This is a genomic window from Pseudomonas flavocrustae, from assembly GCF_029872515.1.
In the GTDB taxonomy this organism is placed as follows: domain Bacteria; phylum Pseudomonadota; class Gammaproteobacteria; order Pseudomonadales; family Pseudomonadaceae; genus Chryseomonas; species Chryseomonas aestiva.
This window is the reverse complement of record NZ_JAPDIQ010000004.1, coordinates 367,914-391,311: the sequence shown is the minus strand read 5'-3', so window position 1 is coordinate 391,311 and position 23,398 is coordinate 367,914. Positions and strand designations below refer to the sequence as shown.

At 66.1% G+C, this 23,398-nt stretch carries 21 protein-coding genes; 7 read left to right on the top strand and 14 right to left on the bottom strand.

Annotated elements, in window-relative coordinates; genetic code table 11:
- Nucleotides 1-460 precede the first annotated feature (460 nt).
- From pssA to OMP44_RS12340, 4 genes are all read right to left on the bottom strand, one after another.
- A complete protein-coding gene (gene pssA, locus OMP44_RS12355; protein ID WP_271653739.1) occupies nt 461-1,315 on the bottom strand; it encodes a CDP-diacylglycerol--serine O-phosphatidyltransferase in 855 nt (284 codons plus the stop codon).
- Between the two features lie 164 nt (nt 1,316-1,479).
- Entirely contained in the window at nt 1,480-2,496 is a 1,017-nt protein-coding gene (gene ilvC / locus OMP44_RS12350) for a ketol-acid reductoisomerase (protein ID WP_133861907.1), read from the bottom strand.
- A gap of 26 nt (nt 2,497-2,522) precedes the next feature.
- Entirely contained in the window at nt 2,523-3,014 is a 492-nt protein-coding gene (gene ilvN / locus OMP44_RS12345; RefSeq protein ID WP_007159690.1) for an acetolactate synthase small subunit, read from the bottom strand.
- 2 nt (nt 3,015-3,016) lie between these two features.
- The gene (locus tag OMP44_RS12340) at nt 3,017-4,741 is read right to left on the bottom strand and encodes an acetolactate synthase 3 large subunit (RefSeq protein ID WP_133861908.1); all 1,725 of its coding nucleotides are present in this window, start codon (nt 4,739-4,741) and stop codon (nt 3,017-3,019) included.
- Between the two features lie 398 nt (nt 4,742-5,139).
- Here OMP44_RS12340 and OMP44_RS12335 point away from each other — a divergent pair, with 398 nt between their 5' ends.
- Nucleotides 5,140-5,604, top strand: coding sequence for a DUF4124 domain-containing protein (locus tag OMP44_RS12335; RefSeq protein ID WP_280308482.1), 465 nt, complete (start codon nt 5,140-5,142; stop codon nt 5,602-5,604).
- A gap of 1 nt (nt 5,605) precedes the next feature.
- Here the strand turns inward: OMP44_RS12335 and OMP44_RS12330 are convergent, their stop codons facing one another.
- The 3 genes from OMP44_RS12330 to mrcB are packed head-to-tail and all read right to left on the bottom strand — an operon-like array spanning nt 5,606 to nt 9,059.
- Complete coding sequence (locus tag OMP44_RS12330; RefSeq protein ID WP_133861910.1) at nt 5,606-5,932, bottom strand: YqcC family protein; 327 nt, start codon at nt 5,930-5,932, stop codon at nt 5,606-5,608.
- Complete coding sequence (locus OMP44_RS12325; RefSeq protein WP_280308508.1) at nt 5,932-6,681, bottom strand: tetratricopeptide repeat protein; 750 nt, start codon at nt 6,679-6,681, stop codon at nt 5,932-5,934. Before OMP44_RS12325 ends, OMP44_RS12330 begins: the two co-directional genes overlap by 1 nt.
- Before the next feature lie 35 nt (nt 6,682-6,716).
- The gene (gene mrcB / locus OMP44_RS12320; RefSeq protein WP_263259366.1) at nt 6,717-9,059 is read right to left on the bottom strand and encodes a penicillin-binding protein 1B; all 2,343 of its coding nucleotides are present in this window, start codon (nt 9,057-9,059) and stop codon (nt 6,717-6,719) included.
- Between the two features lie 153 nt (nt 9,060-9,212).
- Here mrcB and OMP44_RS12315 point away from each other — a divergent pair, with 153 nt between their 5' ends.
- Together OMP44_RS12315 and OMP44_RS12310 are read left to right on the top strand one after the other, a co-directional pair.
- Complete coding sequence (locus OMP44_RS12315; RefSeq protein WP_280308477.1) at nt 9,213-10,760, top strand: bifunctional aminoglycoside phosphotransferase/ATP-binding protein; 1,548 nt, start codon at nt 9,213-9,215, stop codon at nt 10,758-10,760.
- 130 nt (nt 10,761-10,890) lie between these two features.
- Entirely contained in the window at nt 10,891-11,703 is an 813-nt protein-coding gene (locus tag OMP44_RS12310) for a cyclic nucleotide-binding domain-containing protein (protein WP_158895641.1), read from the top strand.
- A 177-nt stretch (nt 11,704-11,880) separates the two neighbouring features.
- Here OMP44_RS12310 and deoA read toward each other — a convergent pair whose 3' ends face one another.
- From deoA to OMP44_RS12280, 6 genes are all read right to left on the bottom strand, one after another.
- Nucleotides 11,881-13,191: a thymidine phosphorylase gene (gene deoA / locus OMP44_RS12305; RefSeq protein ID WP_280308473.1), complete on the bottom strand. Its 1,311-nt coding sequence runs from the start codon at nt 13,189-13,191 to the stop codon at nt 11,881-11,883.
- 11 nt (nt 13,192-13,202) lie between these two features.
- Nucleotides 13,203-13,616, bottom strand: coding sequence for a cytidine deaminase (locus OMP44_RS12300; RefSeq protein WP_273862355.1), 414 nt, complete (start codon nt 13,614-13,616; stop codon nt 13,203-13,205).
- A 13-nt stretch (nt 13,617-13,629) separates the two neighbouring features.
- Nucleotides 13,630-14,565 carry a nucleoside-specific channel-forming protein Tsx gene (locus OMP44_RS12295; protein WP_280308471.1) on the bottom strand — a complete coding sequence of 312 codons (936 nt, stop codon included), beginning with the start codon at nt 14,563-14,565 and terminating at the stop codon, nt 13,630-13,632.
- Nucleotides 14,566-14,716: 151 nt separating this feature from the next.
- Nucleotides 14,717-15,979, bottom strand: coding sequence for a NupC/NupG family nucleoside CNT transporter (locus tag OMP44_RS12290; RefSeq protein ID WP_187980479.1), 1,263 nt, complete (start codon nt 15,977-15,979; stop codon nt 14,717-14,719).
- A gap of 105 nt (nt 15,980-16,084) precedes the next feature.
- Nucleotides 16,085-16,792: a DNA/RNA nuclease SfsA gene (sfsA, locus tag OMP44_RS12285; RefSeq protein ID WP_280308463.1), complete on the bottom strand. Its 708-nt coding sequence runs from the start codon at nt 16,790-16,792 to the stop codon at nt 16,085-16,087.
- On the bottom strand, nt 16,789-17,964 hold the full coding sequence (locus OMP44_RS12280) for a pyridoxal phosphate-dependent aminotransferase (protein WP_280308460.1): 1,176 nt from the start codon (nt 17,962-17,964) through the stop codon (nt 16,789-16,791). The genes sfsA and OMP44_RS12280 overlap by 4 nt, the downstream gene beginning before the upstream one ends.
- A 291-nt stretch (nt 17,965-18,255) precedes the next feature.
- On the opposite strand from OMP44_RS12280, the gene dksA reads away from it, so the two are divergent.
- Nucleotides 18,256-18,699, top strand: coding sequence for an RNA polymerase-binding protein DksA (gene dksA / locus OMP44_RS12275; protein ID WP_007159704.1), 444 nt, complete (start codon nt 18,256-18,258; stop codon nt 18,697-18,699).
- Nucleotides 18,700-18,783: 84 nt separating this feature from the next.
- Nucleotides 18,784-19,674 (top strand): tRNA glutamyl-Q(34) synthetase GluQRS, encoded by an 891-nt coding sequence (gluQRS, locus tag OMP44_RS12270; RefSeq protein WP_280308457.1) that lies wholly within the window; start codon nt 18,784-18,786, stop codon nt 19,672-19,674.
- Here gluQRS and OMP44_RS12265 read toward each other — a convergent pair.
- Nucleotides 19,671-20,087: a VOC family protein gene (locus tag OMP44_RS12265; protein ID WP_280308455.1), complete on the bottom strand. Its 417-nt coding sequence runs from the start codon at nt 20,085-20,087 to the stop codon at nt 19,671-19,673. The genes gluQRS and OMP44_RS12265 overlap by 4 nt on opposite strands.
- A 104-nt stretch (nt 20,088-20,191) precedes the next feature.
- Here OMP44_RS12265 and OMP44_RS12260 point away from each other — a divergent pair, with 104 nt between their 5' ends.
- Nucleotides 20,192-20,368 (top strand): hypothetical protein, encoded by a 177-nt coding sequence (locus tag OMP44_RS12260; protein ID WP_007159707.1) that lies wholly within the window; start codon nt 20,192-20,194, stop codon nt 20,366-20,368.
- The gene (locus OMP44_RS12255; RefSeq protein ID WP_133861921.1) at nt 20,352-23,300 is read left to right on the top strand and encodes a sensor histidine kinase; all 2,949 of its coding nucleotides are present in this window, start codon (nt 20,352-20,354) and stop codon (nt 23,298-23,300) included. The genes OMP44_RS12260 and OMP44_RS12255 overlap by 17 nt, the downstream gene beginning before the upstream one ends.
- Nucleotides 23,301-23,398 lie beyond the last annotated feature (98 nt).

Genomic DNA, 23,398 nt, shown 5'->3' with positions numbered 1-23,398 from the left:
TCACAAGCACCCACACGAATTGCTTGATTCAACTTGTTAAAGAGCAGTTGGTTGCGACCGTGTCGCTAACCGAGGCGCGCATTCTACGCTGTCCTCACATCCTGTCAAGCGTTGATTTGAACTTTTTCGTTTCAACTCAACCACTTGCGCTTGCCTGACTGGTCTAGCCAATCTCGGCAGCGGGAGGCGAATCCTACAGCATCCTGAGACGCTGTCAACCCCCTCCGCTTCATCTCGTCATCACCCGGAGGTGAAGACCAAACAGCGAAGAGTCCGTGGACCCCTCGCCCGGCCCAGACCTAAGTGCTTGATTTTCAAGCCGCTTCAGCGTCTGCGCCGGAAGTGGGGCGCATTATAGGGGAGTTTCAGGACAGGTCAACAGGTTATTTTCACAAAGGCCAAAAAAGAAAGGGGGGCTGCTTACGCAGCCCCCCTCCTTTCCTATAGACCTCTCGTGCGGCTAGCCGCGGCCGACACGGCGATTGCGCCAGAGGGTGGTGAAGGGGCCGGAGACGGCATAGGCCAGGAAACCCAGCAGCAGCACGCGCGGCGGGTCGGTGAAGACCACGGCGAAGACCAGCACGGCGATCAGGATGACCACGAAGGGCACCCGCCCTTTCAGGCCTAGGGTCTTGAAGCTCCAGTACTTGAAGTTGCTGACCATGAGCATGCCAGCCGCGGCGACCATCAGGGCTACCAGCAGGGACAGCTTGGAGCCCTGGATGCCGAAGTCACTGAAGCACCAGACGGTACCGGCCACCAAGGCAGCCGCGGAAGGACTGGCCAGGCCGATGAAGTAGCGCTTGTCCACCGAACCGATCTGGGTATTGAAGCGCGCCAGACGCAAGGCGGCGCCTGCCACATAGATGAAGGCAACGGCCCAGCCGACATTACCCAGGCCGCTCAGGGCCCACTGGAAGGCCAGGATCGCCGGCGCGACGCCGAAGGCGACCATGTCGGAAAGCGAATCGTACTGCTCGCCGAAGGCGCTCTGGGTGTTGGTCATGCGGGCGACCCGGCCATCCAGGCCATCGAGCACCATGGCAATGAAGATGGCGGCGGCGGCGGCGGAGAAGCCGGCGGAAGCGATCTCGTACTGCCCCTGGATAAAGGCGGTCTGAGCCGCGACACCCTTGATGATCGAATAGAGACCGGCAAAGAGGGCCGCAGTGGTGAAGAGGTTGGGCAGCAGGTACACGCCACGGCGTCTGATCTTGCGACCCTGGGCGTCCTGCGTCTCCTCGATGTGCTCATCCACGGGGATGAGGCCATCGGTGGTGGTATTGGACGGGGTTTCTTCGGGACGCTCGCTCATGGATTTTCCTTGGGCATTACCTGACGGGTTGGACTGACCTCTTGAGGATAGGGTTCAGCCTAACCTCTCATGCTAAGGCATTGCCGGGGTCGTGGGCAGTGCAATAAAAAACGCGGCCGAGGCCGCGTCTTTACCGTTCGTTACAGGGCTGGCGCCCTGCTCGATCAGTTCTTGGTCTTGTCGACGATCTTGTTCGACGCGATCCAAGGCATCATGGCACGCAGCTTCTCGCCGACCTGTTCGATCGGGTGAGCCGCGTTGTTGCGACGGTAGGCGGTCATGGAAGCGTAGTTGGACGCACCCTCGGCCACGAACATCTTGGCGTATTCGCCGTTCTGGATGCGCTTGAGCGCATTCTTCATGGCAGCGCGCGACTCGGCGTTGATCACCTCGGGGCCGGTCACGTACTCGCCGTACTCGGCATTGTTGGAGATCGAGTAGTTCATGTTGGCGATACCGCCTTCGTACATGAGGTCAACGATCAGCTTCAGTTCGTGCAGGCACTCGAAGTAGGCCATTTCAGGGGCATAACCCGCTTCGACCAGGGTTTCGAAACCGGCCTTGACCAGCTCGACCGCACCACCGCACAGCACGGCCTGTTCGCCGAACAGGTCGGTTTCGGTCTCGTCCTTGAAGGTGGTCTCGATGATGCCGGTACGGCCGCCGCCGACACCGCAGGCGTAGGACAGGGCGACGTTCTTGGCATTGCCGGAAGCGTCCTGGTGGACGGCGACCAGATCAGGGATGCCGCCGCCCTTGACGAACTCGGAGCGCACGGTGTGACCCGGGGCCTTGGGCGCGATCATGATGACGTCCAGGTCAGCGCGGGGCACGACCTGGTTGTAGTGGATGGCGAAACCGTGGGCGAAGGCCAGGGTGGCGCCCTGCTTCAGGTTCGGCTCGACTTCGTCCTTGTACAGCTTGGACTGGAATTCGTCGGGGGTCAGGATCATGACCACGTCGGCGGAGGCGACCGCGTCCTTGACCGGCTTGACGGTCAGGCCATGGGCCTCGGCCTTGGCCACGGTGGCCGAGCCGCTGCGCAGGCCGACGACGACGTCGACGCCGGAGTCCTTCAGGTTGCAGGCGTGGGCGTGGCCCTGGGAGCCGTAGCCGATGATGGCGACCTTCTTGCCCTGGATGATGGAAAGGTCACAGTCTTTGTCGTAGTAAACGCGCATTGCAGGTTCTCCTGGAAAAGGGGGTATCAGATGCTCAGGGCTTTGTCGCCACGGGAAATTCCGGTCACGCCGCTACGCACCACCTCGAGGATGGACGCGGCGCCGATCGCCTGGATGAAGCTGTCGATCTTCTCGCTGGTGCCCGCCAGCTGAATGGTATACACGCTGCTGCCGACATCGACGATCTGGCCGCGAAAGATATCGGTGGTGCGCTTGACCTCGGCGCGCTGGGCGCCGGTGGCCTTGACCTTGATCAGCAGGAGTTCGCGCTCGATGTGGGCGCTCTCGGACAGGTTGACCAGCTTCACCACCTCGATGAGCTTGTTGAGGTTCTTGGTGATCTGCTCGACCGTCTCTTCCTGGCCGATGGTGGTCAGGGTCAGGCGCGACAGGGTCGGATCTTCGGTCGCGGCGACTGTGAGGCTTTCGATGTTGTAGTTGCGCTGGGAAAACAGGCCGACCACGCGGGACAGGGCGCCGGGCTCGTTTTCCAGCAGCAGGGAGATGATGTGTCTCATGTTCAGGTCCGCTCCGTCTTGCTCAGCCACATGTCGCGCATCGCGCCATCCTTGATCTGCATCGGATAGACGTGTTCGGTGTTGTCCACGGCGATGTCGAGGAAGACCAGGCGATTCTTCATGGCGAAGGCCTCGGCCATCATCGGCTTGAGGTCTTCCAGACGCTCGATGCGCATGCCGACGTGGCCATAGGCCTCGGCCAGCTTGACGAAGTCCGGCAGGGATTCCATGTAGGAGTGGGAGTAGCGGCTGCTGTACTGCATGTCCTGCCACTGGCGGACCATGCCCAGGGCACCGTTGTTAAGGCAGACGATCTTCACTGGCAGGTCGTACTGCATGCAGGTGGAGAGTTCCTGGATGTTCATCTGCACGCTGCCTTCACCGGTGACGCAGGCGACGTCGGCGTCCGGGAAGTTGAGCTTGACGCCCATGGCCGCCGGGAAGCCGAAGCCCATGGTGCCGAGGCCGCCGGAGTTGATCCAGCGATTGGGCTTGTCGTAGCGGTAGTACTGGGCGGCGAACATCTGGTGCTGGCCCACGTCCGAGGTGATGTAGGCATCGCCCGCGGTGACGTCGTACAGGGTCTCGATGACCGTCTGCGGCTTGATGATGCTGCCGTCGCCCTTGTCGTAGGGGAACATCTCGCGACCGCCACGCCATTCCTCGATCTGCTTCCACCAGGCGGCCTGGCTTTCGGCGTGGGGCTTCTCGCTCAGTTCGCGGACCACGGCGACCATCTCGGTGAGGACGCTGTCGACCGGACCGACGATGGGCACGTCGGCCTTGATGGTCTTGGAGATCGACGCCGGGTCGATGTCCACGTGGATGATCTTGGCGTTCGGGCAGAAGCGCGTGGCGCCGTTGATGACGCGGTCATCGAAGCGTGCGCCCACGGCGAGGATGACGTCGCTGTGGTGCATGGCCAGGTTGGCCGGGTAGCTGCCGTGCATGCCGAGCATGCCGAGGAACTGGCGATCGCTGCCCGGATAGCCGCCGAGCCCCATCAGGGTATTGGTGACCGGCAGGTTGAGCAGGCGCGCCAGCTCGGTGAGGGCCGCGGAGGCGCCGCCGAGGATGACCCCGCCACCGGCGTAGAGAACCGGGCGCTTGGCCGCCACCAGCATCTCGATGGCCTTGCGGATCTGCCCGGAATGACCGCGTTGCGCCGGATTGTAGGAGCGCAGCTTGATCTTCTTCGGATAGACGTATTCGAATTTCTTGGTCGGATCGCCCATGTCCTTGGGGATGTCGACCACCACCGGACCGGGACGGCCGGACTCGGCGAGGTAGAAGGCCTTCTTGAGGACTTCGGGGATCTCGGAGGGATGCTTGATGATGAAGCTGTGCTTCACGATCGGCCGGGAGATGCCGACCATGTCGGTTTCCTGGAAGGCGTCGGTGCCCACCATGTTGCTCGGCACCTGCCCGGACAGGACCACCATGGGAATGGAGTCCATGTAGGCGGTGGCGATGCCGGTGATGGCATTGGTCGCACCGGGGCCGGAGGTCACCAGGACCACGCCGGCCTTGCCGGTGGCGCGGGCATAGCCGTCAGCCATGTGGGTGGCGGCCTGCTCGTGACGAACCAGGATGTGGTTCAGCGCCGGTTCCTTGAACAGGGCGTCGTAGATGTGCAGCAGGGCACCGCCCGGGTACCCGTAGATGTGTTTCACGCCCTCGTCGCGCAAGAAGCGGACGACCATCTCAGCGCCAGTTAATAGCTCCACGTATCACCTCATTCCACGCATGGCGAGCGCCCATTGGTGGACGCTCAAGGTTCGGTTGACTGCAAGGCAGAGCATGGGCGACGGTGGTCACCGACGATTCAGCTGCCTAGAAAGCCTTGTTGGAAGATTCCGATGAATGCTGGAGCTTCCACCCGACGCGAGGTAACGCGGTGCAGGGTATTTGACTGTGGCGGCGCGGGTAGGCACCTCATGGTCTGCCGAGCAGTCAGCTTTGGGCCGACTCGCTACAGCGAACTTTGGATTGTTCGCATTCGACCGGTGCAAGTCAAGCCGAAAGGTGCAACCGGGCGCAATCGGTCGTCGGCGATCAGCCGTGATGAAAAGGTCGACGTCTCCTCTTATAGTGAAGTCCTGTCCTCTCCCCTTCCAGGATTCCCATGCGCTCGATCTTCTGGCTTTCCGCCCTGGCTTTCGCCTGCAGCCTGTCCGCCCAGGCCGCGCAGGTCTACAAGTGGACCGACGACAAGGGTGTCACCCATTTCAGTGCCCAGCCGCCCGAGGGCCAGAAGGCCAACGAGGTGGACGTGAAGACGGCGCCGCAGATCAATGGCGCTGGCACTGCGCCCACCTACAAGATGCCCAACGGCGCCCAGCAGCCGTCGGTGTCCAACGATGCCCAGCAGCAGGAGCTGGATCGCCAGGTGAAGGCGCAGGTGCGCGAGGAGCAGAACAAGCTCAAGGAGCAGTGCGACCAAGCGCGCCAGAATCTGGCGCAGCTGCGCAACAATCCACGCATCCTGGTGCAGTCCGGTCGTGGCGAGACGCGGCGGCTGAGCGAAGAGGAGCGTCAGCAGCGGCTGGCCGAGACCCAGCTGTCCATCGAGCAGAACTGCGGCAAGTAGCTCAGGGGCCTTCGATGATGCGGTCGAATTCGGCCAGGGACGCGAGCAGGGGCAGGACCGGATCGAGATTGCCCTGGTAGACCATTTCGGCCATCGGCCGGATGCCCGAGCGCGCCGGCAGGACCGCATCGCTTTCGATGATCAGCTTCATCCGTGGCACGAAGATCCACTGCAGCCACTGGGCGAAGCTCAGGGTATCGACGCAGAAGGGCTCCTGGCTGGCCAGGGCCTCGGCGCTGGGCGCCTGCGCCGACCACCAGCCGAGCAGGCGCAATTCACGCTCGATCTGCAGCAGCTGATCGGCCAGGGCGGGCAGGCGCTCGTCCATCAGGTACCCACCTGCGCCTTCTGCCGGGCCAGGGCGGCCCCGGAGGCATCGCCCTGGGCTTCACGGACCTGGGCGATCAACTGCCAGAGACTGGCCTGCAGGGCCGGACGACCATTGGCGTAGGTCAGGGCGCGACGGGCCAGTTGCTCGCCCTGGGCCGGATCGTTCTGCGCCAGGCGCACCTGGGCCAGGCGATAGAGCACCTGGGGCTCGCGCGGGGCGATGCGCATGGCGCGCTCCAGGCTCGAGGAGGCGCCGTTGAGATCGCCACCACCCTGCTGTTGCTGGGCGGTGGTCAGCAGGGCCAGCACCGGACCGTCGAGCTGCTCGTCGGCAGCCAGGCCGCCGCCCGTGGAAGTGCTGGCGGAGGGGATGCCAGTCGGCGCGCTGCTGGCAGCGGCGGCGCCCTGAGTGGCGGGCGGATAGACCGGCTGCGAATAGCTGGGCTGCACCGGCGCCTGGGCGGGCGGCGTGCCGGGGCTGGACGAGGTGATCAGCGGCGCCGAGGCCGCCGGCGCGGCATAGGTCTCCAGGGGCGCGGAACTGCCGCCCGGCACCATGACGGTCACCCCAGCATCGGCCGGTGCGCTGGGCGCTGCGGCCACCGGGGCCTGGCGCTGCGCCGGCAGGGGCCGGTTGTTGCCCTGGCGATAGAGTTCGCCGTTGGACACCGGACCGCCGGAATCGACCACGGGGATGGCGCCACGCTGCGGCGCGGCGCAACCGGCGAGGAGAACACCGGCGATCATCACCGGCCAGACTGCTTTCGTCACCTTGGGACCTCTCAATTCAACCAACCCTTGACCCAATCCATGACCGGACTGCCGCTGTTGCCGTTACCGCCGGTGGCGGGTGCGGCCGGTGCACCACAGGAGGCGCCCGCTGGCGGTTCACTGCCGCGAATATAAGGCATCTGCACGGCATTGGGACACGAGGGATCCGTGCCGCGGCCGGTGGTGGCATCGACCCAGGCCTGGGTGATGTTGTCCGGCACCGGCATATCCAGGGAGACCGGATCGGCCCGGCGCATGAAGTTGCTCCAGACCTGCAGGGCGCCGGTGGCACCGGTCAGCGGTGTCTTGCCGTTGTCGTCGCGACCCAGCCAGACTACCGCCAGCAGATCCTGGCTGAAGCCGGAGAACCAGCTGTCGCGGGAATCGTTGGTGGTACCGGTCTTGCCCGCCAGGTTCACGCTGGTAGGGATCTGGTTGTAGACCGAGCGGCCGGTGCCCTCGCGCATGACACGCTGCATGGCGTACTGCACCAGGTAGATGGCGCCGGTATCGAAGCGCTGCTCGATCTGGAACGGATAGCGCTTGAGCGGCTCGCCATTGGCGTCGAGCACGCTGCGGATGCTGCGCAGCGGGGTATTGAAGCCGCCGTTGGCCAGCGTCTGGTACATGGTCGCCACTTCCATGGGCGTCAGGGCGCCGGCACCGAGCAGGGTCGCCGGGTAAGGCGGCAGGGCGCGACTCACGCCCAGGCGCTCGACGGTCTTGAGCACCTCGGGCAGCCCCAGGTCCAGGCCCAGGCGCGCCGTGGAGAGGTTGTAGGAATGCGCCAGCCCCTGATAGAGGAAGATGGTGCCGTGCGCCTTGTGCTCGTAGTTCTGCGGCCGCCAGACCTGGCCGTCGGCGCCTTTCACCGAGAAGGGCTCGTCCTGGATCAGGGTGGTCAGGGTGTACTTGCTGGGGCGTTCCAGGGCGGTGAGATAGACCGCCGGCTTGATCAGCGAACCGACCTGGCGCACCGCATCGAGGGCGCGGTTGTAGCCGGCGAAGCGCGGATCGCGGCCACCCAGCAGCGCCTGGACCTCACCGGTTTCCGGATTGGTCACCACCATGGCCGACTCGACGTTTTCCGCGCCCTTGCGACCATCGATGCGCTTCAAAGCCTCGGCCATGGCCGCTTCGGCCTTGGTCTGCAGGATGGGGTCGAAGCTGGTGAAGATGCGCAGCCCTTCCTCGGTGAGGTCTTCGTCGCGGTAGTCCTGCTTGAGCTGACGCTTGACCAGGTCGACGAAGGCCGGGAAGGAACTGTTGGTCAGGCTGCCGGCCTTGGTGATGCCCAGCGGGCGGGCCTTGGCGGCCTCGGCCTCGGTGGCGCTGACCACGCCCTGCTCGGCCATGAGGTCGAGTACCAGATTGCGGCGGGCCATGGCGCGCTCGGGATAGCGACGCGGGTTGTAGTAGGACGGGCCCTTCACCAGACCGACCAGCAGGGCGACCTGATGCAGTTTCAGTTCGCTGAAGGGCTGGCCGAAGAAGTACTGGGCGGCCAGACCGAAGCCGTGGATGGCGCGCGAGCCATCCTGACCGAGGAATACCTCGTTGAGATAGGCCTCGAGGATTTCCTGCTTGCTGTAGTGCAGCTCCAGCAGCAGCGCCATCAGGGCTTCGGTGCCCTTGCGGGTGATGCTGCGCTCGTTGGTGAGATAGAAGTTCTTGACCAGCTGCTGGGTCAGGGTACTGCCACCCTGGCGCACCTGGCCGCTGGTGGCGTTGACCCAGACGGCGCGCGCGATGGACTTGGGCGAGACGCCGTGGTGATGCCAGAACTCGCGGTCCTCGACGGCCACCAGGCCATCGACCAGGTGCGGTGGCGCCTGGTCGAGCTTGATGAGGATGCGATCCTCGTTATGCGCCGGATAGATGCCGCCGATCATCAGCGGTTCCAGGCGGGCCACGGCCAGGTTGCTGCCATCCAGGGCGCTAACGCCGGAGACGGTGCCGCCGGCGAAGCGCACGCGGATCGCCCGGGCCGGTTCGACGCCTTCGTAGAACTGGAAGCCGCGGGTGTTCAGCTCGACCGTGGAGGCGCCCACGGAGACGCTGCCGGGGCCGTCCACGGTCTTCTCGCGGCGATAGCCGAGGGCATCGAGTTCGGTGAGGAAGTCGTCACGGCTGAGCTTGACGCCATTGAACAATTCCAGCGGCCGGGCATAGACCTTGGCCGGGATGGTCCAGCGCTTGCCGGAGAATTTTTCCTGGACCACGGCATCCAGATAGATGCATACGCCAGCCAGGGCTACCAGCGCGACCAGACCAAGCTTGACTGCCCAGCCGGACAGACGGCGCCAGTCAAAGGTCTTGCGCTTGCGGGAACGAGAGGATCGGGGTCGCTTCATGGCGGCGCATTATACGCACTTGCCCGTTGGCCGACAGCGGCCCACAAGCGCTTCGTCAGCTGGGGTTCAAGGATGCCCCTTCCCGGTGTCTTGGCTTGCGTGGACCGCCCTGGCAGCGATAATGCCGCCATCCATTTCCTACAAGGACCGCCCGTGAGCCAGCTCCTGATTTCCGCCCTGCAGAACCCGGCGCTCTATCCCCACCCCACCTCGGCGTTCCGGGTGATCGAAACCCATATTTCCTGGGTCGTGCTGACCGGCGAGGTCGCCTACAAGATCAAGAAGCCGGTGAACTTCGGCTTCCTCGACTTCACCGACCTGGAGGCCCGCGGTCACTTCTGCCGTGAGGAGCTGCGCCTCAATCAGCGCCTGACCCGCGATCTCTACCGGGACGTGGTGGCCATCACTGGCAGCGAAGGCGCTCCCGAGCTGGATGGCAGCGGTCCGGTGATCGAATACGCCCTGCGCATGCGCGAATTCCCCCAGAGCCAGCTGCTCAGCGAAGTGCAGCAACGCGGCGAACTGACCGAGGCGCACATCGATGCCCTGGCCGCCCAGATCGCCCGCTTCCACCTGGCAGCGCCCCAGGTGGCGACCGAGCATCCGCTGTGCACCCCGGACGCCGCCATGGCGCCGGTGCGGCAGAATTTCGAGCAGATCCGCGCCATGCTCGGCGAGGCGGCCGACCTCAAGCAGCTCGATCAGCTGGAAGCCTGGGCCGAAGCCAGCTACGCCCGCCTGCTGCCGCTGTTCGAGACCCGCTGCCGAGACGGCTTCATCCGCGAATGCCACGGCGACATCCACCTGGCCAACGCCACCCTGCTCGACGGCGAGGTGGTGCTGTTCGACTGCATCGAGTTCAACGAGCCCTTCCGCCTGACCGACACCATGGGCGATGCCGGCTTCCTGGCCATGGACCTGGAAGACCGGGGTCTCAAGGCGCTGAGCAACAGATTCGTCAACGCCTACTTCGAGGCGACCGGCGACTATGCCGGTCTTGCCCTGCTCGACTTCTACAAGGCCTATCGCGCCATGGTGCGCGCCAAGATCGCCCTGTTCCGCCTGGGCCAGGCCGAGGAGCCGGCGCTGCGGGCCGAGATCCTCGCCAGCTATCGCAGCTACACGGCCCTGGCCGAGGGCTACACCCAGGTGCCTCAGCCCTTCGCGGCGGTGATGCATGGCGTCTCGGGCATCGGCAAGAGCACCGTGGCCCTGGTCCTGGTCGAAGCGCTCGGCGCCATTCGCCTGAGATCCGATGTCGAGCGCCAGCGCCTCTATGTCGACAGCGACGAAGCCACCCGTTACAGCGCCGCAGCCGGCGAAGCCACCTATGCGCGACTGCACGAGATCGGCGCCCAGGTGCTGGCGGCCGGCTATCCGCTGGTGCTCGACGCCACCTATCTCAAGCAGGCCCAGCGCGCCGCGGCCCAGGCCCTGGCCGAAGCCCAGGCCGCCCCCCTGCTGATCATCGACTGCCAGGCGGACGACGAACTCATTGCCCGCTGGCTGCAGGAGCGCCAGGCCGAGGGGACCGATCCTTCCGAAGCCACCCTCGCGGTGGTGGCAGCCCAGCGCCAGGCGCAGGATCCGCTCGAACCCGCCGAGCAGGATCGGGCACTGGTGGTGGAACTGGAGCGCGCGGGACAGCTGGAGGCCCTGCCGACTCGACTGCTGCGCCGCCTGGGTCGCGCGCCGGTCTGACCGCGACCTCCTGGGAGGCAGAACAAGCGTTCCGTCACAGCTCGTGGAGTTGTGGATTTACGGTCGCCGACGAGCGGCTTATCGTGCGACCCACGTCACAACCTCTGCGTAACAAGAAGGAATTGGCACCATGTACCTCATCGGCGATCAGCCTCCCTATGTCGATCAGCTGCGTCAGGCGCTGCAGGCCATTCCGGCGCGGCTGGTCAGTGGTGTGGCGCCGAGTCGGCAGCCGCTGCAGCTGAGTCCCGCCGCCCTGCTGCAGGACTGGATGCGCAATGACGAGGTCTATCTGATCCAGCGCGGCCCGCTGCGGGTGGTGTTGGATCAGCGGGCGCTGTTCCAGCTCGGCGAGGGCGATCTGATCGGCCTGGGGCGCACCCTGGATCTGCCGATCCTCAACTACGAGAGCGAGGCCGACGTGCGGGTGCTGCCCTACGACCGCGAGACCTTTCTCGCGGCGGCCACCGCCACGCCGGTCCAGCGCGATGCCCTGCTGAGGTACATGCTGGGCCAGCAGTCGCTGCTGGCTCAGGCGCTGATCCGGCTCAAGCCGCCAGTCACCCAGCCGGCGACCGGCTTCCGTCGCTATGCCGCCGGCGAGGTCATCATCCGCCAGGGCGACTCCGCCGAGCATGTCTTCGTCATCACCGAAGGCCATGCCGAGGCCTGGGTGGATGGCTGCAAGGTCGGCGAGGTCTGCCAGGACGAGATCGTTGGCGCCCTGGCGGTCTTCACCCATACGCCGCGTACCGCCAGCGTCATCGCCAAGACCGTCTGCACCGTGCTGGTGATTCCCCAGGATCAGTTCGTCTCGCTGATGGAGACCACTCCGCGCATCGCCCACAGCCTGATCGAGAACATGGCGCGCCATATCGACACACTGAACAAGGAAGTCACCCGCCTGCGCAGTGCCCCGGAGCGCCCCGCTGGCAGTAATTAAGAAATATTCTCGAATACGCTTGACGATGGAATGAGAATTGTTATTATTCAACTCAGCCGGTCGCGAGATCGGTCGATAACTAGAGGTCCAGCAGTGGTCTTCGGGTTATCTCCTCATCAGGCTAATCACGGTTTTGGACCCGGCTCTGCCGGGTCTTTTTTTGTCCGGAATCTGGCGCTAGCGGCGATCCAGTACGACTGGCACAGCATCAGCCGGCCGCTCCTCCCCTAGAACATAGGCCGCCTGCAGTTGCCGGGCAGCCCGCGCGGCACGGTGGGCGTCGCCGGCATGGATCAGACCTAGAGGCCGATTCTCGTCGACCCACTCGCCGGGCAATGCCAGATCAGCCAGGCCCACCGCAGGATCCACTTCATCTTCCGGGCGCTGTCGACCGCCACCCAGTTCGACCACCAGCAGACCCAAGGCACGGGTATCGACCTGCTGCACCCAGCCCGGGCGGGCCGGATGGACGGCGCGCACGATCAGAGCCCGAGGGAGATGCTGCCAGGGCCGCTCGGTCAGGTCGGACGGGCCGCCCAGGGCCAGGTTCATCGCCGCGAAACGCGCCAGGGCGGCGCCGCTCTGCCAGGCCTCCAGCACCAGGCGCTCGGCCGCGATGGCATCGTCGGCCAGTCCGGCCAATTGCAGCGTCTCCTCGGCCAGCGCCTGGATCACTTGCCAGAGGCGCGCGCTGCGCACCTCGCCGGCCAGCAGGGCGATGGCCTCTTCCACTTCCAGGGCATTGCCGGCGCTGCGCGCCAGGGGCTGGCCCATGTCGGTGACCAGGGCGCGGGTACGGACACCTGCCGCCCCGGCGACCGCGACGATGCTGTCGGCCAGGCGCAGGGCGGCTTCCTGCTCGGCCATGAAGGCGCCGCCGCCGGTCTTGACGTCCATGACCAGCACGTCCAGGCCGGCGGCCAGTTTCTTGGCCAGGATGGAGGCGGTGATCAGGTCCACCGATTCCACCGTGGCGGTGACGTCGCGGATGGCATAGAGGCGGCGATCGGCCGGGGCCAGATCGGCGTCCGGACCGACGATGGCGCAACCCACCTCGGCCACCACCTGGCGAAAGCGCGCCAGGCCAGGACGGATACGATAGCCGGGGATGCTCTCCAGCTTGTCGAGGGTGCCGCCGGTATGGCCCAGGCCGCGCCCGGAGATCATCGGCACATGGCAGCCACAGGCGGCGAGCAGTGGCGCCAGCACTAGGCTGGTGAGATCGCCCACGCCGCCGGTGGAGTGCTTGTCCACCACCGGCCCCGGCAGGTCCCAGTGCAGCACCTGGCCGCTGTCGCGCATGGCCAGGGTCAGGGCGGTGCGCTCCGCAGCGGTCATGCCGCGCAGCAGGGTAGCCATGGCGAAGGCGGCGATCTGGCCTTCACTGAGGCTGTCATCGACGATGCCGCTGACCAGGCGCTGAAGGTCCGCAGCGGACACCTCCAGGCCATCGCGCTTCTGGCGGATCACTTCCTGGGCGAGCCACATGGGCGGACTCCTTAGAAGTCGTCAAAGGCGCCGGGCAGCAGCTCGGCCAGGGTCCAGGTGCGGGTACGGCCGGGTTCGCTGCCGCTGCAGACGATGGTCGCGTCGGGCGCCATCAGCTCCAGCAGCACCTGCCGGCAGGCGCCGCAGGGACTGATCAGGGGGACGCCCGGCGCATGGATGGCCATGGCAGCGAAGCTGCGCGGCGGCAGGCCTCGGCTGATGGCGGCGAACAGGGCGCTGCGCTCGGCGCAGTTGGTCAGGCCGTAGGAGATGTTTTCCACGTTGCAGCCATGGATGACCTCGCCCTCGGCGGTCAGCAGGGCGGCGCCCACGGGAAATTCCGAATGCGGACAGTAGGCGCGCTCGGCTGCAGCGACCGCTTCCGGAAGCAATGCGGCGAGGTGCGCAGGCAGGTTGGTGCTCATGACAGTCTCCAGATCAGAATTGATAACCCACCCCCGCATAGTAGCCCCAGCCGTTGGAGCGACCCTCGAAATCGCCCTCGCCAAAGTTCAGCTCGGTGCCGTCGCGCCAGTTGCCGCCATTGTGGAAGTGCCGCGCCGCGAACATGAAGCGCAGGTGGGTGAAGGCATAGAGCAGCACGTTGGTGGACACGGTGGCATTGGCCGTACGCCCCGGCTCGTCGCCCAACTGCGAGCCGAAATCGAAGTTGGTGAAGCCGACATAGGTCAGGGAGGCGCCGTTGTCGAACCTGGCCAGCGGCCAGATGTACTTGAGCTGGGCCCGATAGCCGTCCCAGGAATTCTCGTTGGCGGCGCCATAGTTTTCCCACTGGCGGCGGCCGTAGAGGTTGGCGGACAGCAGTACCGGGGTATGGGTCTCGATGTCGGTCCCAAAGCCGGCGTAGAGGGTGTTCTGCCGACTGGCCTGGCTGCTGCCGTGATCGTAGATCCAGTCGAAGGCCAGGTACCACTCCTTGAACGGCCCGAAGGCCAGCGAGCGGCCGGTGAGCTGATCGAGGGAAATCCGCGGTTCATGCTCCATGAACAGGGGCGAACCGCGGTCCCAGACGCCGGAGTCGTGGCTGTTGCCGATGCCCAGCACCTTGGGCACGTCGATGTAGCCATAGAGTTCGAAGGGCCCCTTGCGGCCGAAGTACTCGTACTCCAGATAGACGTCGTCCACGGGCTGCGGGCCGAAGCTGATGTCCTTGCTGCCGATCAGGGTCAGATCCTGGTTGTACCAGGACGATAGATAGGGCGAGCGATTTTCCGTCTGTTGCGCGGCGGGACTGGCGGTCTCGCCCTGGGCGCTGTCGGTCGCGACAGCGGGAGCGGCCAACAGCTGAGTGCTGCAGCAGAGCAGGAGCGATAAGGCGCCGAAGCACACGCGACGGGGGCGGGAAAACGTCATGAGGAGGGTTCCTGAGCAAAAGCCTTGAGAAGCCGCGGACAACCCGTGGCGGCGAAGCCGCAGCACGCCACGGTCATCCGCTGTTACGTTTTGGCGCACCCAGGCCAGCTGTGCACCATAAAGTGGACCCGATGGTCCGATCGACATCGACCTAGAGGCCGATGAAGAAGCCGGCCAGGGCCGCGCTCATCAGGTTGGCCAGGGTGCCGCCAAGCATGGCGCGCAGGCCCAGCTGAGCCAGTTCGTGACGCCGCTGCGGGGCGATGCCGCCCAGGCCGCCGAGCTGGATGGCGATGGAGGAGAGGTTGGCGAAGCCGCACAGGGCGAAGGTGACGATGACCTGGGTGTGCGCCGACAGCGGCTGGACGCCAGCCGCCGCCGACTTGACCGGGTCCAGGTAGGTCGAGAGGTCGGCATAGGCGACGAATTCGTTGAGCACCAGCTTCTGGCCGATGAAGCCACCGGCCTGCACCGCCTCGCTCCAGGGCACCCCGATGAGGAAGGCCACCGGCGCCAGCAGATAGCCCAGCACCAGTTGCATGCTCAGTTGCGGCACGCCGAACCAGGCGCCGCACCAGCCGAGGATGCCGTTGAGCAGGGCGATCAGGGCGATGAAGGCCAGCAGCATGGCACCGACCGCCAGGGCGATGCGCAGACCGACCTGGGCGCCTTCGGCGGCCGCATCTATGACGTTGGCCGGACGCTCCTCGCCCTCTCCCAGGGTCTTCATGGCCTGGTCGCGCGGCTGCTCGGTCTCCGGCTCCATCAGCTTGGCCATCAGCAGTCCGCCCGGGGCGGCCATGAAGCTGGCGGCGATCAGGTACTTGAGTTCCACGCCCATGCCGGCGTAGCCCAGCAGCACCGAACCGGCCACCGCGGCGAACCCGCCGACCATGATGGCGAACAGCTCCGAGCGGGTGAGATCGGCGATGAAGGGCCGCACCACCAGCGGCATTTCCGACTGGCCGAGAAACAACGTCGCGGTGACCGTGGTGGATTCTACCCGACTGGTGCCGAGCAGGGCGTGCAAGGCCCCGCCCACCACACGGATGATCCAGCCCATGATGCCCAGGTAGTAGAGCACCGCGATCAGGCTGCCGAAGAACACGATCAGGGGCAGCACCCGCACGGCGAAGACGAAGCCGCCGTTACCGAAGTACTCGAACATCCTCGGTCCGGCGAGGCCGCCGAAGAGGAATTCGATGCCCTTGTCGGCATAGAGCTGCAGGGAGGAAACGGCTCCGGAGACGCTGCCGAGCACCTGCTGGCCCCAGGGAATGTAGAGGACGAACAGACCGAGCCCCGCCTGCAACAGAAAGGCCGCAAGCACGGTACGCACGCGAATGGCGCGCCGCTGGCGGGAAAAGAGGATGGCGATGGCCACCAGCAACAGCATGCCCAGCACAGAGATCATCAAGAGACTCCTGACAGGATCGCCCGATAGCGGCGATCGATGGGCGATATCCGTAAGCAAGGCGCCTGCCAGATCCTGTCCGGGCGATCAGCTTTTTGTGACTGCTCAGTCAGCGAGGCGTAGCGGTCGGTCCAGCTGCAGACCCGTGGGGGAGAGCCGTGCCCCATAAGCCAGCACCTGCACGCCCTGCCGGCGGGCTTCGCCCAGGGCCAGGGCATAGGCGGCATCGATCTCCGCCGCCGGGCGCACCGCCTCGATGCCATCGAGCAGCACGCAATAGAGCAGCACCGCCCGCTCGCCGGCCGCGGCCAGGGCCGCCAGCTCGCGCAGATGGCGGGTCCCGCGGGTGGTCACGGCATCGGGAAAGGCGGCGACCGTGGTGTCGGCAAAACCCAGGGTGACGCTCTTCACCTCCAGATACAGCGGCCCGGCGGGATACTCTAGGCGGAAATCGGCGCGACTGTTCTCCAGGCCGTAGGCCACCTCCCGGCGCAGGGCGGTGAAGCCGGCCAGCTCGGGAATGCCACCCGCCAGCAGGGCCTCTTCCACCAGGCGATTGGCGCGGGCGGTATTGATGCAGGCCAGGCGCCCATGATCCGTCTCGACCAGTTCCCAGGTGCCGGGCAGCTTGCGCTTGGGACCACTGGCCCGACTGAACCAGACGCGGGCACCCGCCGGCTGGCAATGGCGCATGGACCCGGTATTGGGGCAGTGCAGGGTCAGCACCTCACCGCTGGCGGTCTCGATGTCGGCGAGAAAACGCTTGTAGCGGCGCAGCAGGCGACCCTCCTCCAGGGGCGGATCAAATCTCACCGGGCCCTCCAGCGCTGCAGGCCCTGGGCGATGCGGGCGACGGCCTCTTCCAGGCGCGGCAGCGACTGGGTGTAGGCGAAGCGCACATGGGTGTCGGCACGGTGGCGACCGAAGTCCAGGCCGGGGGTGATGGCCACGTGTTCGGTCTCCAGCAGGAACTGGCAGAAGGCATAGGCGTCGCCGCCAAAGGCGGAGATGTCGGCATAGAGATAGAAGGCGCCCTGGGGCTCGACGGCGATTTCGAAGCCCAGGCCACGCAGCGCCGGCAGCAGGTAGTCGCGACGGCGGGCGAATTCGGTGCGCCGATCTTCGAAGATGGCCATGGCCTCTGGGGTAAAACAGGCCAGGGCCGCCTGCTGCGCCACGGTGGAGGCGCTGATGTAGAGATTCTGCGCCAGTTTTTCCAGCTCCGGCACAGCGGCGGGCGGCGCCACCAGCCAGCCGAGGCGCCAACCGGTCATGCCGAAGTACTTGGAGAAGCTGTTGAGCACAAAGGCCGAATCGTCGACTTCCAGTACGCTGGGGGCGTCCAGGCCGTAGGTCAGGCCGTGGTAGATCTCGTCCACCACCAGGTGACCACCCCGCGCCCTGAGGGCGGCCGACAGCCCGGCGAGTTCATCGCGATCGAGCAGGGTGCCGGTCGGATTGGCCGGCGAGGCCACCAGGGCGCCGACGCTGGCCGGTTGCCAGTGCCGCTCGACCAGCTCGGGCGTGAGCTGGTAGCGGGTGTCGGCACCGACCGGGATCAGCTGAGCCGCGCCTTCCACCAGGCGCAGGAAGTGCCTGTTGCAGGGATAGCCGGGATCGGCCAGCAGCCAGTGCCGCCCGGGATCGACCAGCAGGGCGCTGGCCAGCAGCAGGGCGCCCGAGCCACCGGGGGTGATCAGCACCCGCTCCGGATCCAGGTCGATGCCGTAGCGCTCGCCATAGAAGGCGGCGATGGCGCGGCGCAACTCCGGCAGGCCGCGGGCCGCGGTATAGCGGGTCTGACCGGCTGCCAGCGCGGCCTGGCCAGCGGCGACCACCGGGGCGGCGGTGGTGAAATCGGGCTCGCCGATCTCCAGGTGGATGACGTCGTGCCCGGCGGCCTGGAGCTGGTTGGCGCGCTCCAGCAGGGCCATCACATGGAAGGGCTCGATGGCCTGGCTGCGTGCGCTGTAGGAATTGGACATGGACGGGGTCCGAACTTGTGGCGAAGGCGGGATTCTAACCAAGGCTTCGCAGACCGGCACCCGCCGCGTCGGCACGGAGCGGGAGGCCAGTAGTAGCGCCCCCTGGAAGCTTCTGGTAAGTTCGCCGGCTTGCATCCGCAGGGCGACTGGCCAGTCGAGAACATATTCAGCCTGGCGTCGGCATTGCGCGGGACGTCATCGGCAGCCACAGACCCCGGGCGTTCCAACATGGAGAGGCCTGGAAACGCATCCAGCCTGTGGACAGGATCAGCGAAAGTGAGAGGGTCAATCATGCCCAGCGAAGCAAATCAGCAGAACAATCATCTGGCCCGTGGCTACGAACCCTACCAGCCTGCCAAGGGCGAGGAATACATGAGTGAGCGCATGCGCGCCCACTTCACCGGCATTCTGAACAAGTGGAAGCAGGAACTGCGCGAAGAAGTCGATCGCACCGTGCACCACATGAAGGAAGAAGCGGCCAACTTCGCCGACCCGGCCGATCGCGCGACCCAGGAAGAGGAATTCAGCCTGGAACTGCGTGCCCGCGACCGCGAGCGCAAGCTGATCAAGAAGATCGACGAGACGCTGCAGCTGATCGAAGACAACGAATACGGCTGGTGCGATTCCTGCGGCGTGGAAATCGGCATCCGTCGTCTGGAAGCCCGTCCGACCGCCAGTCTGTGCATCGATTGCAAGACCCTGGCCGAGATCCGCGAGAAGCAGACCGGGACCTGAGTCCTGCTGCCTCACCGACGAGGGCGCTACGGCGCCCTTTGTTCTGTTCAGATTTCGGTTTTTCCGGCATTCACAGGATGAGCTATGGCCAGGCGCCCCTATGTCGGCCGTTTCGCCCCCACGCCCAGCGGCTATCTGCACTTCGGCTCGCTGGTCGCCGCCCTCGCCTCCTACCTGGATGCCCGCGCCGCGGGCGGGCGCTGGCTGGTGCGCATGGAAGACCTGGATCCGCCACGCGAGGTCCCGGGCGCCCAGGCGGCCATTCTCACCACCCTGGAGGCCTATGGCTTCGAATGGGACGGCCCGGTGCTGCGCCAGAGCGAACGCCTGGACGCCTATCGCGCAGTCATCGCGCAGTGGCTGGCCAGCGGGTTGGCCTATGCCTGCGACTGCTCGCGCAAGCAGCTCGAAGGCAGTGGCGGGATATACCCCGGCTACTGTCGCAATCGCGGCCTGCCGGCGACGGACGCCGCCCTCCGCATCCGCGTCCCTGAGCTGGACTACCGCTTCGCCGACCGGGTGCAGGGCGAATTCCGCCAGCACCTGGGACGGGAGGTGGGCGACTTCGTCATCCAGCGTCGCGACGGCCTGATCGCCTACCAGCTGGCGGTGGTGATGGACGATGCCCTGCAGGGCATCACCGACGTGGTGCGGGGCGCCGACCTGCTGGACTCCACGCCGCGCCAGCTCTATCTGCAGGAATTGCTCGGCCATCCGGCGCCGTGCTACCTGCACGTGCCGTTGCTGATCCAGCCGGACGGCCACAAGCTGGGCAAAAGTTATCGCTCGCCGCCGCTGCCAGCCGAACAGGCCGGCGCCCTGCTGGTACGCGCCCTGCGCGCCCTGGGCCAGCCGATCCAGCCGGCGCTGGCCGAGGAGCCCCCGACCCGGGTGCTGGCCTGGGGCGTCGCCCACTGGGACGCCACGCTGATCCCGCGGGTGCCCCACCTGGCCGAAGCCCAGCTGCCGGACTAGTAGTTGGGCCAGAGTCCGGGCGTGACCAGTTCCAGCAGGTGCCCGTCCGGATCGCGGAAATACAGGCTGATCGCGCCCCGTGGCCACTGGGTACGCTCCTCGATGGCGACCTCGGCGGCTGCCAGGTGCGTGACCCAGGCGTCCAGTTCATCCGCCGCGATCGCCAGGGCCAGGTGCTGACAGCCCTGGGCGCCGTGAGGGGGGATGCAGCCGCCCGGCAACCTGACGGGTTGCTCGGTAGTGCCCCGCTGGAACAGCAACAGGACGCTGGCGCCCACCGCATAGGCGGCCAGGCGGTCGTCGGCGAACAGCGGCCCCAGGCCCAGCACCTCGTCATAGAAGCGCCGGGCCCTCGGCAGATCGGCGACATAGAGCGCGGTTTCCAGCACGGCGGCGAGGCGGGGTCTGGTCATTGGCTAACTCCAGCGGGCAAGTAAGCCTTCACGGTAGAAGCCTCCCTCTCCGGGGTACAGCGCTTTTGCTTTACCATGGCGCCATCGCCGTTCGGGAACCGCGCATGTACATCTACCGGCTGGTCCTGCTCCTCGTGGTAGGCATCTATCTGTTCTCCCCCGCCATCATGGATTGGTGGATCGCTCCCAGCGGCGCCTGGTATCGGCCCTACCTGCTGTGGCTCATCCTCATCGTGGTGACCTTCATCCTGCAGAGCCAGCGCGATGCCGACGAGCTTTAGTCTGTCCCAACTGGTCCTGATCAGCGCCGGTTACCTGCTGATCTTCTTTGGCGTCGCCTGGATGACCGAGAAGGGCTGGGTGCCGCGCCGGCTGGTGCGCCATCCGCTGATCTACACCCTGTCGCTGGGTGTCTATGCCAGCGCCTGGGCCTTCTATGGCACCGTGGGCCTGGCCTACGACTACGGCTACGGTTTTCTCGCCTATTACCTGGGGCTGTGCGGCGCCTTTCTGCTGGCGCCGGTATTGCTCTACCCCATCCTGCGCCTGACCCGTGCCTACCAGCTGGCGTCCCTGGCCGATCTCTTCGCCTTCCGCTTCCGCAGCACCTGGGCCGGCGCCCTGACCAGTCTGGGCATGCTGATCGCTGTGCTGCCACTGCTGGCGCTGCAGATCCAGGCGGTGGCCACCAGCACCGGCATCCTGGTGCAGGCCCGCGCCCAGGACGCCCCGGCGCTGGGCTTCTGCCTGTTGATCACCCTGTTCGCCATGCTCTTCGGCGCGCGCCAGATCAACTCCAAGGAGCGCCACGAGGGCCTGGTGGTGGCCATCGCCTTCGAATCCCTGGTCAAGCTGCTGGCCCTGGGCATCGTCGGCGGCGTCACCCTCTATACCGTGTTCGGCGGCCCCAACGGCCTGGAGACCTGGCTGCAGCAGAACCAGAGCGCCCTCTCCACCCTGCACACCCCGCTGCAGGAAGGCCCCTGGCGGATCCTGCTGCTGGTGTTCTTCGCTGCGGCCATCGTCACCCCGCACATGTACCACATGGCCTTTACCGAGAATCTCAGTCCCCAGGCGCTGGTCAGCGCCAGCTGGGGCCTGCCGCTGTTCCTGCTGCTGATCAGCCTGGCAGTACCGCCGATTCTCTGGGGTGGCCTGGCGCTGGGTTCGCCGACGCCGCCGGAGTACTTCACCCTGGGCGTGGGCCTGGCGCTGGACAATCCGCTGCTGGCGCTGGTGGCCTTCGTCGGCGGCCTGTCGGCGGCCAGCGGCCTGATCATCGTGGTAACCATGGCGCTGTCGGGCATGCTGCTCAACCACATCGTGCTGCCGCTCTACCAGCCGCCCACCGACGGCAACATCTATCGCTGGCTGCGCATGACCCGGCGCCTGCTGATCGCCGCCATCATCCTCGGCAGCTACGGCTTCTATCGCCTGCTGCAGGGCCATGGCGATCTCTCCAGCCTGGGCATCGTCTCCTTTGTCGCCACCGTGCAGTTCCTGCCCGGCGCGCTGTCGGTGCTCTACTGGCAGACGGCCAATCGCAAGGGCTTCATCGCCGGCCTGCTATGCGGCCTGGGCCTGTGGTTCCTGAGCATGCTCATGCCGCTGGTGGCCGACATCAATCCGCTGCACATCGGCGTCTTCAGCTATCGCATCAGCGCCAGCAACTGGCACCTCGCCGCCGTGGCCTCGCTGACCGTCAACGTGCTGGTGTTCGCCCTGGTCTCGCTGTTCACCGAAGCCAGCGAAGAAGAGAAGAGCGCCGCCGAAGCCTGCGCGGTGGACAACGTCCGCCGGCCGCAGCGCCGCGAACTGGCGGCCAGCTCGCCCCAGGACTTCGCGGCCCAGCTGGCCAAGCCGCTGGGCGCCAAGACCGCGCAAAAGGAAGTCGAGCGCGCCCTGGCCGACCTGCTGCTGCCCTATGACGAACGCCGCCCCTATGCCCTGCGCCGGCTGCGCGATCGCATCGAGGCCAACCTCTCGGGCCTGATGGGCCCGCGGGTCGCCCAGGACATCGTCGAGACCTTTCTGCCGTTCAAGGCGGAAAGCGAGGCCTATGCCACCGAAGACATCCACTTCATCGAGAATCGCCTGGAAGACTACCAGTCGCGCCTGACCGGTCTCGCCGCCGAGCTGGACGCCCTGCGCCGCTATCACCGCCAGACCTTGCAGGAGTTGCCCATGGGCGTCTGCTCCCTGGCCCGGGACCGCGAGATCCTCATGTGGAACCGCGCCATGGAAGAACTCACCGGCATCGATGGCGCCCGGGTAGTGGGCTCGCGCCTGAGCGCCCTGCCCGATCCCTGGCAGGACCTGTTCGAGCGCTTTCTCGCCGAACCGGCGCAGCAGCACCTCTACAAGCAGCGCCTGCCCCAGGAACACGAGCAGCGCTGGCTCAACCTGCACAAGGCGACCATCGACGAACCCCTGGCGGTGGGCAGCAACGGCACGGTGCTGGTGGTGGAAGACATCAGCGAGACGCAACTGCTGGAAGACCGCCTGATCCACTCCGAGCGCCTGGCCTCCATCGGCCGGCTGGCCGCGGGCGTCGCCCACGAGATCGGCAACCCGGTCACCGGCATCGCCTGCCTGGCGCAGAATCTGCGCGAGGAGCGCGAGGCGGACGAAGAGATCGACGAGATCAGCAGCCAGATCATCGAGCAGACCCGCCGCATCACCCGCATCGTCCAGTCGCTGATGAGTTTCGCCCACGCCGGCGGCCGCCAGCAGGCCCACGAACCGGTGTGCGTGGCCGAGGCGGCGCAGGAGGCCATCGCCCTGCTCTCGCTCAATCGGCAGAGCGTGGACGTCGACTTCTTCAATCTCTGCGACCCGGAACACCTGGTGCAGGGCGATCCCCAGCGCCTGGTGCAGGTGATGATCAACCTGCTGTCCAACGCCCGCGACGCCTCGCCGGCCGGCGCGCCGATTCGGGTGCGCAGCGAGGCCCATGGCCAGACCGTGACCCTGAGCGTCGAAGACGAAGGCAGCGGCATTCCCAAGGCCATCGTCAGTCGGCTGTTCGAACCCTTCTTCACCACCAAGGATCCGGGCAAGGGGACAGGGCTTGGCTTGGCGCTGGTCTATTCCATCGTAGAAGAGCATTATGGTCAGATAATGATCGATAGTCCTACCGACCCCGTGACCGGCCAGGGCACCCGCATTCGGGTACTGCTGCCGCGCTATCTCGGGTTGCCGGAGGCGCCGTGACGGACCCATCCGCCTGCTGGATGGATCTGCTAAAGCATTCGGAAGTCCAGACGACCGCGACAACACACGCTGCCTGGCGTGGGTCGTCTTGCCTTCCC